This is a genomic window from Klebsiella sp. JN_Kp126 (assembly GCF_033843325.1).
GTDB lineage: Bacteria > Pseudomonadota > Gammaproteobacteria > Enterobacterales > Enterobacteriaceae > Klebsiella > Klebsiella michiganensis.
In genome coordinates this window covers 23,705-37,382 of the sequence record NZ_JAWXQV010000073.1, presented here as the reverse complement: position 1 = coordinate 37,382, position 13,678 = coordinate 23,705, and the positions used below count along the sequence as shown (strand labels likewise).

Annotated in this window: 19 protein-coding genes and 1 pseudogene; 19 read left to right on the top strand and 1 reads right to left on the bottom strand. The window is 50.2% G+C overall.

Annotation, left to right across the window (positions count from 1 at the left end):
- Positions 1–322: 322 nt before the first annotated feature.
- Positions 323–1,551 (bottom strand): IS3 family transposase gene (locus SIK97_RS17145; protein WP_110277582.1). Its coding sequence is split into 2 segments (ribosomal slippage): positions 323–1,236 and positions 1,236–1,551, totalling 1,230 coding nucleotides; the frame shifts between segments, so codons are not numbered across the junction.
- 1,500 nt (positions 1,552–3,051) lie between these two features.
- Here SIK97_RS17145 and SIK97_RS17140 point away from each other — a divergent pair.
- The 19 genes and pseudogenes from SIK97_RS17140 to SIK97_RS17050 all read left to right on the top strand — a co-directional run bounded on the left by SIK97_RS17140 (position 3,052) and on the right by SIK97_RS17050 (position 13,647).
- Positions 3,052–4,017 carry a hypothetical protein gene (locus tag SIK97_RS17140; protein WP_134897164.1) on the top strand — a complete coding sequence of 322 codons (966 nt, stop codon included), beginning with the start codon at positions 3,052–3,054 and terminating at the stop codon, positions 4,015–4,017.
- 219 nt (positions 4,018–4,236) lie between these two features.
- A complete protein-coding gene (locus SIK97_RS17135) occupies positions 4,237–4,641 on the top strand; it encodes a hypothetical protein (RefSeq protein ID WP_224331358.1) in 405 nt (134 codons plus the stop codon).
- 312 nt (positions 4,642–4,953) lie between these two features.
- Positions 4,954–5,664, top strand: a complete 711-nt coding sequence (locus tag SIK97_RS17130) for a helix-turn-helix transcriptional regulator (RefSeq protein ID WP_047684001.1) — start codon at positions 4,954–4,956, stop codon at positions 5,662–5,664.
- Positions 5,665–5,677: 13 nt separating this feature from the next.
- Positions 5,678–6,115: a hypothetical protein gene (locus tag SIK97_RS17125; RefSeq protein ID WP_134897162.1), complete on the top strand. Its 438-nt coding sequence runs from the start codon at positions 5,678–5,680 to the stop codon at positions 6,113–6,115.
- Between the two features lie 32 nt (positions 6,116–6,147).
- Positions 6,148–6,450 carry a hypothetical protein gene (locus SIK97_RS17120; protein WP_134897161.1) on the top strand — a complete coding sequence of 101 codons (303 nt, stop codon included), beginning with the start codon at positions 6,148–6,150 and terminating at the stop codon, positions 6,448–6,450.
- A gap of 57 nt (positions 6,451–6,507) precedes the next feature.
- On the top strand, positions 6,508–6,819 hold the full coding sequence (locus tag SIK97_RS17115; protein ID WP_134897160.1) for a hypothetical protein: 312 nt from the start codon (positions 6,508–6,510) through the stop codon (positions 6,817–6,819).
- Between the two features lie 51 nt (positions 6,820–6,870).
- Positions 6,871–7,341 (top strand): hypothetical protein, encoded by a 471-nt coding sequence (locus SIK97_RS17110; protein ID WP_094963531.1) that lies wholly within the window; start codon positions 6,871–6,873, stop codon positions 7,339–7,341.
- 73 nt (positions 7,342–7,414) lie between these two features.
- Positions 7,415–7,636, top strand: a complete 222-nt coding sequence (locus SIK97_RS17105; RefSeq protein ID WP_047684010.1) for a hypothetical protein — start codon at positions 7,415–7,417, stop codon at positions 7,634–7,636.
- 55 nt (positions 7,637–7,691) lie between these two features.
- Positions 7,692–7,920: pseudogene (locus SIK97_RS17100) on the top strand (DUF905 family protein).
- A 202-nt stretch (positions 7,921–8,122) separates the two neighbouring features.
- A complete protein-coding gene (locus tag SIK97_RS17095; protein ID WP_134897158.1) occupies positions 8,123–8,593 on the top strand; it encodes an antirestriction protein in 471 nt (156 codons plus the stop codon).
- Between the two features lie 11 nt (positions 8,594–8,604).
- The gene (gene radC / locus SIK97_RS17090; protein ID WP_224331356.1) at positions 8,605–9,084 is read left to right on the top strand and encodes a RadC family protein; all 480 of its coding nucleotides are present in this window, start codon (positions 8,605–8,607) and stop codon (positions 9,082–9,084) included.
- A 20-nt stretch (positions 9,085–9,104) separates the two neighbouring features.
- Positions 9,105–9,326, top strand: a complete 222-nt coding sequence (locus SIK97_RS17085; RefSeq protein ID WP_040246532.1) for a DUF987 domain-containing protein — start codon at positions 9,105–9,107, stop codon at positions 9,324–9,326.
- A 22-nt stretch (positions 9,327–9,348) separates the two neighbouring features.
- A complete protein-coding gene (locus tag SIK97_RS17080; RefSeq protein WP_040246534.1) occupies positions 9,349–9,708 on the top strand; it encodes a type IV toxin-antitoxin system YeeU family antitoxin in 360 nt (119 codons plus the stop codon).
- Between the two features lie 51 nt (positions 9,709–9,759).
- Positions 9,760–10,137 carry a TA system toxin CbtA family protein gene (locus tag SIK97_RS17075; RefSeq protein ID WP_040246536.1) on the top strand — a complete coding sequence of 126 codons (378 nt, stop codon included), beginning with the start codon at positions 9,760–9,762 and terminating at the stop codon, positions 10,135–10,137.
- Positions 10,134–10,625, top strand: coding sequence for a DUF5983 family protein (locus tag SIK97_RS17070; RefSeq protein WP_047684020.1), 492 nt, complete (start codon positions 10,134–10,136; stop codon positions 10,623–10,625). The genes SIK97_RS17075 and SIK97_RS17070 overlap by 4 nt, the downstream gene beginning before the upstream one ends.
- Positions 10,626–10,654: 29 nt before the next feature.
- Positions 10,655–10,840, top strand: a complete 186-nt coding sequence (locus SIK97_RS17065; RefSeq protein WP_047684023.1) for a DUF957 domain-containing protein — start codon at positions 10,655–10,657, stop codon at positions 10,838–10,840.
- An 81-nt stretch (positions 10,841–10,921) separates the two neighbouring features.
- Positions 10,922–11,767 carry a DUF4942 domain-containing protein gene (locus SIK97_RS17060; protein WP_047684026.1) on the top strand — a complete coding sequence of 282 codons (846 nt, stop codon included), beginning with the start codon at positions 10,922–10,924 and terminating at the stop codon, positions 11,765–11,767.
- Between the two features lie 143 nt (positions 11,768–11,910).
- Positions 11,911–12,708 (top strand): helix-turn-helix transcriptional regulator, encoded by a 798-nt coding sequence (locus SIK97_RS17055; protein ID WP_047684029.1) that lies wholly within the window; start codon positions 11,911–11,913, stop codon positions 12,706–12,708.
- A gap of 786 nt (positions 12,709–13,494) precedes the next feature.
- Positions 13,495–13,647 (top strand): hypothetical protein, encoded by a 153-nt coding sequence (locus SIK97_RS17050; protein ID WP_192845385.1) that lies wholly within the window; start codon positions 13,495–13,497, stop codon positions 13,645–13,647.
- Positions 13,648–13,678 lie beyond the last annotated feature (31 nt).

Genomic DNA, 13,678 nt, shown 5'->3' with positions numbered 1-13,678 from the left:
TGACACTTTGGTTCCCACTACTTATTTGGTGGACACCACTTTGTCGGATGCTTCAGATTATGACCAGACGGTTTAGGCTGTACGCTTACCGAAAATTCCCCGGATTATCGGTAGTATACATTCCTGCACTGGCGCTGAACTTGCCTGAAGTCTCCCCGTCCTGCACCGGTATACCGAAATGATGAAATTCGTACTGTATGTTGGTTTTCATAGATTCTCGTTGTCTGCGCATGATTGAATTCCGGCTACTCTACTCCGGTAATTCGAAACACTGTAACAACCAGTATTCATTTAAACGCGCTGTAACGCATTGTATTTGACCCTATATTTCCAGACACCTGTTATCACTTAACCCATTACTGGTACGCCGCCGCAGATATTCCCGTGGCGAGCGATAACCCAGCGCACTATGCGGATGCCATTCGTTATAATGCTCGAACGCTTCCGCAAGGTTCTTTACTGCCGTTAACCCGTCTGGTTTGGGCATGATACTGATGTAGTCACGCTTCATCGTTTTGACGAAGCTCTCTGCTATTCCGTTACTCTCCGGGCTCCGCACAGCCGTGTTTTTCGGTACAAGACCCACGACCCGGGCGAACTGCCGTGTTTCATACGCCCGGTAGCACGAACCGTTATCCGTCAGCCACTCCACCGGCGACGCCGGAAGGCCGCTGCCGAAGCGACGCTCCACCGCTCCCAGCATGACGTCCTGTACAGTTTCACTGTCGAAGCCGCCCGTGCTGGCCGCCCAGTGCAGTGCTTCACGATCGCAGCAGTCCAGCGCGAACGTGACACGCAGTTTTTCACCGTTATCACAGCGGAACTCGAACCCGTCAGAGCACCACCGCTGGTTGCTTTCCTTCACGGCCACTCTGCCGGTATGTGCCCGTTTCGATGGGGGTACGGCGGGTTTACGCTCAAGCAGCAGTGCATTCTGGCGCATGATCCGGTAAACACGTTTGGCGTTGATCACTGCCGCACCATCAAGTTCGGTCTGTCTGCGGAGCAGAGCCCACACCCGGCGATAACCATACGTGGGCAGCTCTCCGATAACATGGTGTATACGGGCAAGCGCATCCGTATCATCAGTGCCACGGCTGCGGCGCCCATCCTTCCAGTCATCGGTTCGTCTGAGAATGACGTGCAACTGCGCACGCGACACCCGGAGGCAACGGCTGACGAAGCTTACTCCCCATCCCCGGGCAATAAGGGCGCGTGCGCTATCCACTTTTTTGCACGTCCATATTCGACGGCTTCTTTAAGGAGTTCGTTCTCCATCGTTTTCTTGCCGAGCAGGCGCTGGAGTTCTTTAATCTGCTTCATGGCGGCAGCAAGTTCAGAGGCCGGAACAACCTGTTCGCCAGAGGCAACGGCGGTCAGGCTGCCTTCCTGATACTGCTTGCGCCAGAGGAACAACTGGCTTGCCGCAACACCATGCTGGCGGGCAACCATTGATACACTCATTCCGGGTTCAAAGCTTTGCTGAACAATGGCGATTTTTTCTTGTGGTGTACGTCTTCTGCGGCGCTCAGGCCCTAAAACATCGATCATCCGAACTCCAACAACCAGTCTGAAAACCAGTATTAAGACTATCTCTTAATAAGTGACACGATGTGTCTGGAGATTCAAGGGGCCAGTCTACGCATCATGAGCAACGTTTTTAATTCAAACACAGATTCTCTTCCCGTTGTATTTAATACGCTTATACGGGCTTACAGGACGCCATGAAGATATAAAGCACTACACCGTCCAATGAGTTACCGAATAATTTACGATTATTACCCATTCTCATTCATTATAAAACGGCTATTCTGTTCATCGTAGAATTATGACTATTACCACCAGCAAGGATAATGACCCGCTTACAGGCATTATCCATGCTCAGGTACCCGTATATCCAAAACTTTCATGGATAACGGGTTACCGTAGTATCTGCAACTGACAGGTATCGTAAACGTCAGTAGCAGGCAGACAGAACAAGGCTAATAAACTCACTGCTGGTGAGTTAGCTGAATGAACGTTGTTTAACACTCATTCATCCGTATCGTAACCATACTGTAATTCAGTTAGCTCACATTCCTGCAGTTAAGACCCGGGATACCCGAGCAGTAATAACCCATTGATAATCAGCTATCACTTATCAGACAAGACTATTCACCTTAAACGTTACTGTTAACCAGTAACAACTTTGTCGTTATGATAATTAGATTGCAGATTTCAGTCGTCTGAACTTTCATACAGGTGAATATTACCCAATTGCTATTCATGTAAATACCCATCTTTTAATGTAAATCCCTCAATGAACACTGTGCATTCAGAGTAACTACATTGATTGAATGTGACTTACCTGATATTCAATGGATACCATCCAGTAGTACTACCCCCCCCTTGATTAATATCTTCAGGTGACAAGCCTCTCTCAGGCATAAGTTATCTACTGATGACATACTCCTGATTAATATCATCAATGACACCCTCTTCTTTAATATATTAATACCAATCCAACGCATTAATCATGATGAAAGGAATAAAGACATCCACACCAGACAGTGCTTATCTACAATAAACCCCGATGGAACTTACTCTGGAATTACCTCCCCAGACTAAATGGAAATAAACAATACATTACCTCAAGTGACTCAAACATAATTTACACTCGTATCAGCATACACCGAAGTAGGCTGCATGCCTGATCCTGAGCAGCGAACATAGGTAAAACTGTCTTATGTCAAAAATACTTCCTGATACGACCCGGGAGCACTGGCAGGACGGGGAGCGTGGTGTGCATAAGAACGAGTGAAAGGTTAAAATGAGCCGATGAAGATGGGATTTATAAGGGTGAAAGCCGGATAGAGTGGGGTTTTGACGGAATAAAATAAAAAAACAACAACCATAAAACCATGATAAAACATTGTAAAAACCATCATATGACAATAATCTTACCTCAAGATAACTACCAGAGTTATTTTTAAGTGACGAAATAACCATGATCATGCTACTGTGTGGCTACGATAATCACTACGGCGTAGTTTTTATAAAGGGTATTTGACAATGGCTCTTCACGAAAAACAGGACAGAAATGGACTCATCAGGAGTAGGGATCTGAGGGTTTGTACTTTTTATGCCAAGTGGCTGAATGTTAATAGCGAAATCAACACCAGGAACGTTCCCCGTCAGGATGTTGAAAGTTGCAGGAGAGAATTAAACCTGCTGATTAACAGAGCCATTCCGGATAAAGCGAAACAGACGAGATTGTTGTCTGATATGGAGATTGGCCGGGAGGAAAACATTCTCCTGCAGGAGAGTTTTGACTGGGTTAGAATGGATGAGCGTGCTGCATTCTGGCTGTGGGCATATCTTTGTGAAACACGAGACTCGTTATTGGAAATTGATTCTCCATCAACTCCGGAATTAACTAACTGGTATCAGCGCCTGAATCTGAGTGTGTCTCCGGTGAGTCACCCTGAGAGGGTAAATCTCATTGTTACGTTTTTTGACAGTATTATTATTCCCGCACCACCTGTGAAATATGTTAAGAAAAAGGTGATGGAAAAACTCAAAGACCAGTGGAGAGTAATTTACAATAAGCCTCTTCCATTAAAATGGTTACCGGATGAAGAAGATGCTGTCCTGTGGGCCTGGAATAATCTTCAAAAAGTACAGAGGGATAATCCGTTGGGTATCAGTCGTTCCTTCATGAGACGGAATGCATCAGGATTAACAATCTGGTTTACACCATTCAATCATGCTGAACGTAACCTCGCGTTACGTGCTGCACTGGATTTATGGGATGGAACACAGGATACAAAGCGTTTATTTCTCCTTAATCTTAACAAGGCCTGGAATCAGCAGAAATTACGTCAATCTCGCACCGATAAAAAAGCGCTCAATACGTACCTGAAGAACGAAACAAAAAACCGACTGGACCTGATGGCTGAACGTAGCGGGGTTCGCATCAGCGATATGCTCGAAAAACTGATTAATGAGCATTACCGTAAAATGATCGGCGGTGAATGAGAGTCCATCAGTGATGCTGGTATCAGCACTGATAGAATAAAAACACGATTCAAAAAAAATTCAGATCTATATTACCACTGTGATAACGGTAGCAGAAATGCTGCCGTTTTTTATTTCACTCACGGAGGTCTATGTGTCTGATAAGAACAATCGGGGTTCAGATACCCTGACGTTTACACTATTCCCTCTCCCCGGTGAGTCCTCCTGCAGAATACCCGTATGCATGCTTCACCCGCTACGATGTGGCCATATTTCCTGTTCTGGTATCAGGATCATATTCATACACGGCCCGCCTGTTCATTCAGGCAACTACTTATTGCCAGTAATCAGGAAAGAAAAATGTATTGTCCGAATTTTGGAACGCCCGAAATCCGGCTTCACCATGTGGGTAAAAAAGACAGGCGAGGTGATTGGCGCAACTACCGGGGACTGGCTGGTCCTGAAGGGGCCCCTGCCGGTGTACTGATTGGCTCTGCCATCCCCATGGTTTGTACACTGGCCGGAGGGCTCATTGGTTTTCTGTCCGGTGCCTGTACTGGCGTCGTGGCAGGATCTGTTGCAGGAGAGAAGCTGGACGGGACGATATTTGATGAATATGGTTGCACGTACTGTGAGCATACCTAAATGTGCCTTAACACTCAGCGGTATCAACCGTAACCACCACCGGGCGCTGTGGCCCGGTGTTTTCTGAATCAGCACGGCATCCTTTATCCTTCCGTCGTACCCGGCAAAGATGACAGGATGTGTCGTGAAAACATCGTCTTCCCTGTCTTAATATCCTCATATTCCTTTTCTTACAGCAACTTAACAAAAACGTGTTGCTGTCATGATTTTTATCCTACCCACCAGAAAGCGACGACATAACGTGGCGAACCGGTACGGCATAATTTTCCACAACATACAGGAGCATACGGAGAGCCTGAGGCTGATTTCACCATGAAAGAACAACACGATCGTTATGACCGGCTGGCCGTCAGGCTGTCGGTCATCATCAGTCGGCTACTGGCAGGCCATGCCCTGATACTGAAAACACTGGCTGATGAATTTGGTGTCTCAGAGCGTACACTGCAGCGAGATTTTCAGCAGCGCCTGATTCATCTGGGTATTGAGTATTCCGCCGGGGCTTACCGCCTGGCCCGACGTCCACTCCGGCCACATTCGTCGGATACGTTCACCTTCATCAACAATACGGGTATTTCAGGGATCATCCCCACCCAGAACAGAAAACTCATTCGGCTGCTCACCAGCACATCAGGAATATCCCCCTGTCTTATCGGGCATGGTGGCTTACCTTCGACGATCACGCAGTCAGCGTCATTTCTGCTGCTGGCGGAAGCCATTCGTGATCACCGTACCGTCACGCTGCAGGTTAACGGACGCAGCCATGAAACCGTGGCACCACACCGTCTGATCTTCCAGAGCAAAAGCTGGTTTCTGGTCACCACACGATCCAGAACACTCCAGGTTTTCAGGATGGAAGAGATCAATGCCGTCACGGTCCTGGAAACCTCTTTTCGCAACAAGCCTGAGCTTGATGCCCTGACGGCCAGCGAAGAGTTTATCTCCGCGCTGCCGCATTTTCGCTTCATCAGCAACGTTATTCATTCCTTCCGGAGCTCTCTCCTCCCGAAGCCACCCCCGGACTAAACGGAGTCAACTCATGAAACACATCACCGCCCTGCGCGACGCCCATTATCAGCACTGTGGAAAGCCCGTCTTTTATGCGCAGACCCTGAACCACACAAGGGAGGTCGAAATCTGCATCGTCACCCCGTCGGTGGCGTATTCGTTCGGTAAGACCGGTGCTGAGCATAAGGCGATGGATATTACCGTTCCGGTTCAGATGACGGGCTACGCGTACCAGAGCAACCAGATTATCAGCCTGCAGGGGTTTACCGTCCGTAATGGTGATACCACTTACCTGGCCTCTGCCGGTTCGGATGATGAAAGCAAACCCTTTGCCGCGCTCGATGTGTACCGGGGGACTCCCGATACCGGAAAGCATCTGGCGACCCTTACGCTTGACCCAAACACCGTGGTTAACGACATCAGCCACGGGCTACAGAACGAAGGTCTTTCCGAACAGGATGGCCTTTAATCTTAACACTCTGTTTATTCAAGGACGTTCTCATGAACATACCCCTCTCTGGTGGTTCGCGCAGCCCGGTACGCGTTTTGTCTGTACTCTGCCTGCTTCTTTCTGCTACAGCACTCAGCGGCTGTGGTGACGAAAAGTCAAAAGCCGAAAGCCAATTTATCCGGGACTGTAAATCCGGTGGTGGCACCACAGCCATTTGTGGCTGTGTTTACGACATCCTGCAGACGAAATATCCGCATGGCGAGCTGCTTAAGATGAACCAACAGTACGGCTATGCCCCTCCGGGCTTTATGAACAACATGCTCAGTGCGGCACAACAGTGCCGTAAGCAATAAATTCGGATGTACACAACGATACCCGTCTGATTATTCAACAACAAAAGGAACCTGCTAATGGCACTCGTCATTAAGTATTTCACTATTGCTTTCAGTATCGCGCTGGTCGTGGTGCTGTTTAACGTTATCAGTGCCACCGGCGAAATCCGCAGTTTTGGTCAGGGGATGGGGTATCTGTTCTGGATGACGCTGGGTCCCGGTGCCGGTATGACCATCGGTGCCGCGCTGCGACTGTGGCTGATGCCGGATGCGGTATACACCAGCGAAGGGATGACCGGTCTGCTCAAAGCCCGTCTGTTCTGGCTTGTGGGACCGCAGTGCATTGGCTGGCTGGCGGGACTGATTATCGTGAGCAAACAGCTTGTATAGCACATGGCGGACCCGGCAATCGTTACCCCTGATAATTAAAGGAGCAGCACCATGCGATTTATTCACACCATCCTGCCCGCAGGATTAATGGCCTTTACCATAACCGCACAGGCAGTCCCCAATATGTGGAGTAGCGGTTTTGGTATGGGCGTCACCGAATACATCATCACCAGTCCGGAAAAGGTGATGCTGAATCTGAGCTGTACCGGCAACCCTGACGACCAGAATATCCTGCAGCACCACGTCATGCTCACCCTGCCGGACGGTACAGAAGCTGATTCACAGGATGAAAAAACCGTCATGACCGTTGTGACGAGTGACCAGCAGTATCCGTTGCCGTCATCCCTGGGCTGGCGTAACGGTGACAACGACTGGCTGTCGTTTATTGAGGCCATCAGCAAAGCAACCTCATTTGATATTTACGTCAACGATAACAAGGTCGGGCACTTTGCCCCTTCAACCGGCAACGTCCACAAAGTCCTTGCCGATATGTCCGGCTGTACAACGCTCACCGCCGGGTAATCCGTTCCTTTCATCTTAACCCGGTGTGGGGTATACGCCGATACCCCACACCGGGTTCCCTGAGACTGACTCAATGACATTACTCAAAATACTGCTCGCTACGCTGGAGCGGGCACTGACGTGGTGTGCCAGCAGCAAAGCACAACAACTTGTGGAAGACCATTTTCGCGAAAAAGGCTACGACGAGGACAGTATTTATATCGCCAGACAGACGGCAGCCCTGCTCGCAGGTGCCTTAATCGCAGCGCTGATAGAGCAGATACTGCAACGCATCGCCACATACGTCACCCATTGATGCCCCGCACACTGAGCGGGGCATTTTGTTTTATGACGCTTATCAGGAGATGACGATGCACAACACCGACAGTCCGTTACTGCCCGAAGGCGCGTTTCCCCACAGGCAGGCTGAGGTCATCGTGGCGGCGTACCAGAACGTCGCGATTGAAGATGACCAGGGGACACACTTTCGACTGGCCATTCGCGACAGCGATAATCAGTTGATCTGGGGAGCGTGGAATGTTGAAGCCAACGCCGTGGTTTAACCGCTATCAGGTCAACCACGGCGTCAGAAACCGATAAAAAAATGCCGGTACGGAGGTTAGCGACGGCTATATGACACATCTGTTTTTCCCGATCTGAGGCCGGGTGCCCCAATATTAAGTATCCCCCTGAACCGCGCGACACAAATCAGCAATAGCGCATGAAATAAATGACAGCGCCCGGGCTCACCGCCTGTGGCGCTTTTTTATGCTCCTAAACTACCCCAATGAGGAATAGATAAATGACCGACAAAACACAGCCACTGTTTACCCCTGAAGCAACCGTTCCTGTTGCAGCTCTGCAGCAGATTGTCGCCACACCGGTCACCGATGAGAACCGCATCAGCTTCTGGCCGCAGTACTTCGGCAGCATACCGCAGTGGATAATCCTTGAGCCGACCATCTTCGCGTGGATGGACCGCTTATGCGCAGACTACTGCGGGGGTATCTGGCAGTTTTATACGCTGAGCAATGGCGGCGCATTTATGGCACCGGACGCGGAGAGTGATGAACTCTGGTCGCTATTTAACACTATGAACGGAAATGACGCGGAGATGAGCGCAGAGGCTGCCGGGATTGCGGTCTGCCTCATTGCCTACAGCCATCACGCCAGCCGCACTGAATGCGACGCCATGACAGAGCACTATTACCGTCTGCGGGACTACGCGCTCAACCACGCGGAATGCAACGCCATCATGCACATCATCGACTGAGGTCAGCCGCTATGGAACTACAGTTACCGTTGTTTGCCCGTGAATTAGCCCCTGCCGACCAGCAGAAGGTTCGGGAAGCCTTAACCCTGCTGGCGTGCCAGCTACGTGAGCCAGGCGCGCCATTTACCTCCAGTCATGCCGTCCGCGACTGGCTACGTCTGCAGCTTGCGTCACTGGAGCGGGAAGAATTTACCGTCCTCTTTCTTGATAACCAGCATCGCCTGATAGCCCACGAAACCCTCTTCACCGGCACCATCAACCATACGCAGGTCCATCCCCGCGAAGTGGTGAAATCCGGTCTCAGGTATAACGCAGCAGCTGCCGTGCTGACACATAACCATCCCTCCGGGGAGGCGGAGCCCAGTCAGGCCGATCGTCAGGTCACTATGCGTATTCAGCGGGCGCTGGAACTGGTGGATATCCGTCTGCTGGATCACCTGGTGGTGGGTGGTATGGAAATCACCTCGTTTGCAGAGCGTGGCTGGCTATAGCACAACAGGAAAATAACCCGATGAAAATTATCAGTAAACGTCAGGCGATGGCGATATACCGCCAGTATCCGCAGTCCCGGCTGTTTCGCTTCTGTACAGGCAAATACAAATGGTCCGGCAGCGTCTGCCACTATACCGGGCGGGAAGTCCAGGATATCAGCGGTGTACTCGCCGTCTTTGCAGAGCGCCGTCAGGACCGCAGCGGCCCGTATGTCGTCCTGCGCAGTGTCACGCTCAATTAACGTTAATTTAAGGAAAGCTAAATTGTCGAATGAGATACCGGCAGTAAACCACGATATCGCTGAACCCTGGTGGGGCCTTAAGCCCACCGTCACACCGTGCTTTGGCGCACGACTGGTGCAGGAGGGCAACCAGGTGCACTATCTCGCCGACCGCGCCAGCATCACCGGTCAGTTCAGCGAGGCGGATTTACGCCATCTTGACCAGGCCTTTCCGGTACTACTCAAACAGCTGGAATTGATGCTGGTTTCCGGTGAACTCAATCCTCACCATCAGCACGGCGTTACGCTCTACGCAAAAGGGTTGACCTGCGAAGCCGATTCACTCGGCTCGCATGGCTACATTTATATTGCGATTTATCCAACGCCTGCAGCAACCGCGTAAACCTTCGCACGACTTTCCCTTGTTTTAACCCATCAACAAAGAGATCCCACTATGCAAACCCAACCGCTATCCTCCACGCAGGAGGCTTCGCCACGCCCGTCACAGGTGGATATCTGGCAGCAGCTTCTGAGTCACCTGCTGGATCGTCACTACGGTCTGACGCTTAACGACACGCCATTTGGTCACGATGGCGTGATTCAGGAGCATATCGACGCGGGTATCTCACTGTGCGATGCCGTGAATGTTATCGTGGAAAAGTACGATCTGGTGCGCACCGATCGTCCCGGTTTCAGCGCAGAAACACAGTCGCCGCTTATCAGCAGTATCGATATTCTCCGCGCCCGCAAAGCCACCGGGCTGATGACCCGCAATGACTACAGAACGGTGACCGACATCACCACCGGTAAATACCGTGAGGTGCAGCCATGAAGCTGTCCCTCACCGTGGAGGCCGATACCCTCAACGTACTGGCCCTCAACATGGGCCGGATCGCCGTCGATATCGACGGTATCGAACTGGCTGCGCTGATTGATGTGGTCTGTGACAACGGTTATTCACTTCGCGTTGCTGACGAGCCCGGGAAGCTGGTTGTTGAAGATCCACTGCCGCCTGTCACGCGCATTAACGGCATCCAGTGCAGTACCGCGCATATTACCCGTCAGGATAACACTATTCTGGACCAGACCTCTCTTCAGCGACATGACGGCAGCAACAGCGACTGGATATTGTACACCGGCTACGGCTATCTGCTCAGGCTGAACGCCCGCTTATACCCGGTCCTGGAGCTGAAGCGAATGGGGTTATCAAAGGCCTGTCGCCGGTTAGTGGTGACGCTTATGCGTCGCTATTCCGCTGACATCATCCACTTTGATGCTTCAGGTGAAGTGCTGCCCGGCTTTACCACCTTTGACTGGTGATGCATCCCCGGTAATCACAAGGTATTTTCATGCCACCATTAACCACTGAAACCGCCCTTAATATTCTGATCGACTGGCTGCAGGACAACATCATCTTCGATAACAATGAAAACAACACAGATTCAGCGGCGCTGTTGCCATGGATTGAACAGGCGCTCAGGGATGTTCGCGATCTTCGTCATCTTCAGCTTCTGCAACAGGCCGGTACAGATTAGCCTTCGCACCCTACTCATCACGCACATACAAGCGCCAGCCCTCATCGGCTGGCGCTTTGCTTTATATAAAGGAAATAAACAATGTCAGAACTTACTCTCACCGCACCCGAAGTATTAACCGGTCACACCGACGTGATTTGTTCCACCAGCATTGAGCGCATCGTCACCGGACGTAATGCCGCGCTGGCGCAGATTGAAACGTTGATACAGCAGCTTGACGATATTTCAACGCTGACCCACAGTATCGGCGGAAAAACCGCGCTGGACTGGGCGATGAAGCAGAACTTCCGTTGCGGCTGCTGGTTGATGGAAAAACCAGAAGTGGCGATGAAAGCCATTACCCGCAATCTCGATCGCGGTATATGGCGAGACCTCATGAAGAAGTCAGGGATGCTCAGTCTGATGGATGCTGCAGCCCGTGAGCAGTGGTACAACAGCCTGGAAAAGGACGACATTCCGGCTGTCAGCGAAGAGAATATTATGAGCACCTTTGAGCAACTGCATCTGAACAAGGGGGCGGTGTTTGAGCGCGGAGTGATCAATGTGTTCAAAGGCTTAAGCTGGGACTATAGGACGAACAGCCCCTGTAAGTTTGGCGCGAAAATCATTGTGACGGGACTGGTCAAATTCGACCGTTGGGGATTTGGGCTTAACTGGGGCTGGCAACGTGACCGGTTAGCGGATCTTGAACGTATGCTGATGCTTCTGGACGGGAAACCAGTTCCCGACAACCGTGCCGACGTCACTCGTCGACTCGGCGATCATATCCATGAGAACAGGCACAGCAATCGTTACGAGGACGAGATGTTTGCCATCAAATACTTTCAGAAGGGAACGGCACATATCACTTTTAAGCGACCGGAACTGGTCGATAAGCTGAATGACATCATCGCCCAACACTATCCGGGGATGCTGGCTGCTAAGTAAGTGTAAAAGGTCTTCTCTTTTGGGTGATGGCCTTTTAAATCTTCCACACTTATGACAAATTCCTATCTGAAAACACGTTTATGTGTATTTACGCGTTTTTGTGTTTTAATGTCAGCCATCAACCTCATGAGAAGAGTGATGCCATGTTACAGAACAACATCAAACAGCTTCGTACTCAACTGTCGATTACGCAGCGCGAGCTGGCGTATATGGTCGGCACCAGCCAACAGCAAATCCAACGCATCGAAACCGGAAAGGTCGCAGCAAAGCTGGGCACTGCACAGGCAATATGCAATGCTTTGGATAAGCCTTTAAACATCGTATTCCCGGAAAGCGATCGGTTGATTAACGACTTTCACAAGAAGCGCCGTAAAACCGATGATGATCTTGAGGAGATAGCTACAAGCGGTATTGAAATGGATAGCGGTCTCTGGATCGTAAAACTCTGGCTACATGGGCAGCAGGATTATTTATTGTTGCCCATTTCTGCTGCTGATAAGCGGAGGTTTTATTATTATTTTCAGGAAACAGCTAGCCCGAATGTAGAGCGGTTCTTTGTCTTTGACTCGGATCAGTATCGTTATGCGTTAAATATGCGTGAAGTGGTATTTCACCAGTTCTTGTCTGATGGTCTACCGCCAATCGTTGCTGAAGAAGATGATGATTACGAAGACGATTATTTTAATGTCCATATCACCTTGGTGAACGGTGGCCCTGTGATTCCGCTGAGTGTTGAGCCTGATGCGCCGCAAAACGAAGAGGCGGATGATATCTGTCAGTTGAATGCGTTCTTTGACAAACTGGACTGCGAGCCTGAAACCACAGATCGTTATATGTTAACCGACGAAGATGGAGAAGATGCTTTTATCCGTATTGGTTCTATTGCCATGGTACGAGTCGTACTTGACGCGCTGGAGCCTGTGGAAGAAGATGAAGAGTAGTTTTTAGCTAGATGTATTCTCAGGGAATCGCGTTGAGTATACATGTGAGTATACAATGTGGTTTCTTGTTTTTATAAACCAATTAATTTCAATTGGTTATGGCGTAAATTGCGGTGCGGCCTTCGGCACCAATCAAGAAAAACCCATTATAAACAAAAAGTTAGTGAAATAACTCTGCCTTTCTTGCCTGTGTTTTTTGCTTGAATAATATCACTAACGATTGCCGCTGTGTTTGGTAGTGGCTTTTGGGATGTTATCACGCAGCGGCAGGTAGTTTCCTGGCTCAACTCTGTACAAAACGTGAACGGTCAGCACTGACGACTTAATTTTATGTCGCTGGTCTATTCGTTGCGCTTTTCCTTTGAAGCCGGAAGACGCCGCCAGCGTCTCTAATCCTTATCCCATAACCCTTGTCAATGTGGCTCGCGCTTCGTGCGGCGCTCCAAGATGCAACATGTCGAGATGACGTTGCAGCGAATAAACAGGCGTAATGTTGGGAAGACTAACCGGATCGGGAAAGAATCCGGCTCTGCCACGGTTTCAGCCACCGGATCACAACGGCTACCTGATAAGAAGCCATGACAAGGCGTCATCATCTCTGTGAAGGGATTGTATCTACTGCGGAAGTCGCTGTGCTCCGCCTTTCTTTATGTGCCCAACACGGCACGTAATGGTCACCTATTGCCTTCGGCACCATTTGGTAGGGTATTTTGGCATCTGGATTTGTCACTGCGATTTTCTGTAGCCTGCCTTTATGGCCCAGCGGCGGCCGAACTGGAGGCAATCATGGCGAAAAATGCAGCGGCAACCAAACGCAACAACCGTAAAATTCACACTCGTAAGTTTCTGGCGACACCAGAGGGCAAAGCATGGCTTGAACGGAAGAAGGCCGAAGAGGCGGAGTTGAAGATGGTGGCGGAAGCCAGGAAATTCATCTAACCGTAGATGACTAAAAGGGAGTTGCTAATGC